This is a genomic window from Mesotoga sp. HF07.pep.5.2.highcov, assembly GCF_003666285.1.
Lineage (GTDB): Bacteria > Thermotogota > Thermotogae > Petrotogales > Kosmotogaceae > Mesotoga > Mesotoga prima.
Window position 1 is genome coordinate 1 of sequence record NZ_JFHJ01000638.1, and the last position, 1,941, is coordinate 1,941.

Below are 1,941 nucleotides of genomic sequence, written 5' to 3' on the forward strand. Positions count from 1 at the left end.
GGTAGAAGGATCAATGTTAGAAGCAGTGAAAAGCGGGATATTATAGACCATTATGGGAAGATCCGTGTTCTTGCATATCTGAGAGAAGTGATAATAAATTCCTTCCTGTGTAGGGTGACAGTAATAAGGCACAACAACCATAGCTGCATCATAACCGAGTCTCGCCGCTTCTTTTGTCAACTCAATTGTTTCGTGAGTGTTAGCAGTGCCCGTACCGGCTATAAGCGGCACCCTTTCTCCGACCTCTTGTTTGACCTCTGCGAAGAGTCTAACTTTCTCTTCAAAACTCATCGAATAGAATTCCCCATTTGTTCCGGCTATCACCAGAGAATCGCAATAGTTCTTACTGATCAAGTAACTGGCAATTCTTCTTGTCATTGGATAGTCAATGGAATAGTCAGCTGCAAATGCTGTGCTCATTGGTATGAGGATCCTTCCAAACTTGCCAACAACGTCCATAAATACGCCTCCTAATATTTCATTTAATGAAACGTGATTTCTTTCAATGAAATTTTATTCCCTTGTGGGTCATTTTTCTAAACTCGTTGAGGTCTATTCTGGACTGACTAGAATCGCAGGCGATCGATTAATCCCAACATTTATCGAATTCCTCCGCAAAGGCAGTCTTTTGTGATTCTATTTTCGTCCGAATAGAGCTTTTTCAGCTTATCACGCTAATCACAGGAACTTTATTTAAAGAAACGGGAATCGAAACACTGTTATTTTTCTCAGTGTCAGAAGTTGATTGAGCGAAATCTCTTTGCTCTAAATGAAGGACCTGCGTTTATTGGAAATTGATCGAAGTGATGGTTACGGATCTTACGAGAGTGAACAGGAAGTTTTCTTAATGAGAGTGAAAGTGAAGGAGAAATACGCTTCAAGGGTTGTCTCTTCAGGAAGAAGATCTTTCTTCGAGTTCGATGAATATTGGGGATCTCAACTTCTTTCAAATGATTTTGGAATCCGTCATGAAGACTGCGAGAGAAATTTATATGGCAGAGATCGAGCTGCGTCTTTATCCAGCAGCCAGACTAATCTACCTTCCTCGGGAGAAATCTTTGAGACCGGCAGTTCGGAATCTTTGTCAAGAAAGACCTTCTTGACGATATCGGCCTTCTAGACTCCCGTGCCCAAAACGATGACATTCCTGGACTGATTCAGTGCTCGAAGACCGAGAGTAATCCTTTTTGAAGGCCTCTCGTCATAAGTTCCTTCAGTGGGAAGAACAAGGGAACGGACATCGCTAATTTCCTTCGACCCGGGAAAAAAACCCAGTGTGCCCATTCTCTCCAAACCCTAGTATGACAAGATCGAAACTTACGTCACACCCTCTGAAGTAATTTATCGGCTCGTTTCTATATTCGGAGACAGCCTCTTATTGAGAGAGTTCACCTCTGATCCTGTGGATGTTTTCGTTGGGAATACAGATCTTTCTAAGCAAGAGTTCATTTGCTGCCGACATTCCCGAAAATTATAACGAGGGTGATTTCACCCCCAGCTTGACATAGATATCCTTCTGCTTTTTAGTGGCTTCTCCGATCAAGCGGCCATGTTCGGGAGACTCAAACCTTTCAATGGTGTCAAGTTCGTCAAGGAGATCTTGCAATGTCCAGTTCTCGAAGAGACCGGTGTCCTGCATCTTCTTCTTTATGTAGGAAAGATAAATCAAGGCGACAAACTCGACAAACAGCTTTCCATTCAGTGATAGTTCAGATGAAACCTGCATTCTACGGAAATTCAACCGGTCTTTTAGGTTCCCAAACCCCTTTTCCAGTATGTCTTTACTGCGATAGAGAGATAAGGCCTCGAAGGGATCGTTGACTTCATTGGAGAGCAGTGCGAAATAGCCATAGTTTCTTGCCGCTTCACGCATCGCCTCTTCATTCGGTGTGATTTTCCTGGATTTACTGGAAACAGTAAAGTATTTGTCGTAGTCCTTCA

General features: G+C 42.8%; 3 protein-coding genes and 1 pseudogene. 1 reads left to right on the forward strand and 3 read right to left on the reverse strand.

The window, feature by feature from the left end; genetic code table 11:
- Window positions 1-459: dihydrodipicolinate synthase family protein (locus tag BG32_RS13660; protein WP_147435064.1), on the reverse strand; the 459-nt coding region annotated here is incomplete at its 3' end.
- A gap of 388 nt (window positions 460-847) precedes the next feature.
- Between BG32_RS13660 and BG32_RS13665 the strand changes: the two genes are divergently transcribed.
- Window positions 848-1,120 (forward strand): hypothetical protein, encoded by a 273-nt coding sequence (locus tag BG32_RS13665; protein WP_147431760.1) that lies wholly within the window; start codon window positions 848-850, stop codon window positions 1,118-1,120.
- On the opposite strand, the gene BG32_RS17245 is transcribed toward BG32_RS13665, so the two are convergent.
- On the reverse strand, window positions 1,117-1,284 hold the full coding sequence (locus BG32_RS17245; RefSeq protein ID WP_147431759.1) for a 6-phosphogluconolactonase: 168 nt from the start codon (window positions 1,282-1,284) through the stop codon (window positions 1,117-1,119). The two genes, BG32_RS13665 and BG32_RS17245, sit on opposite strands and share 4 nt — an antisense overlap.
- Before the next feature lie 187 nt (window positions 1,285-1,471).
- Window positions 1,472-1,941, reverse strand: a pseudogene (locus BG32_RS13675) (transposase); the annotation flags it as partial.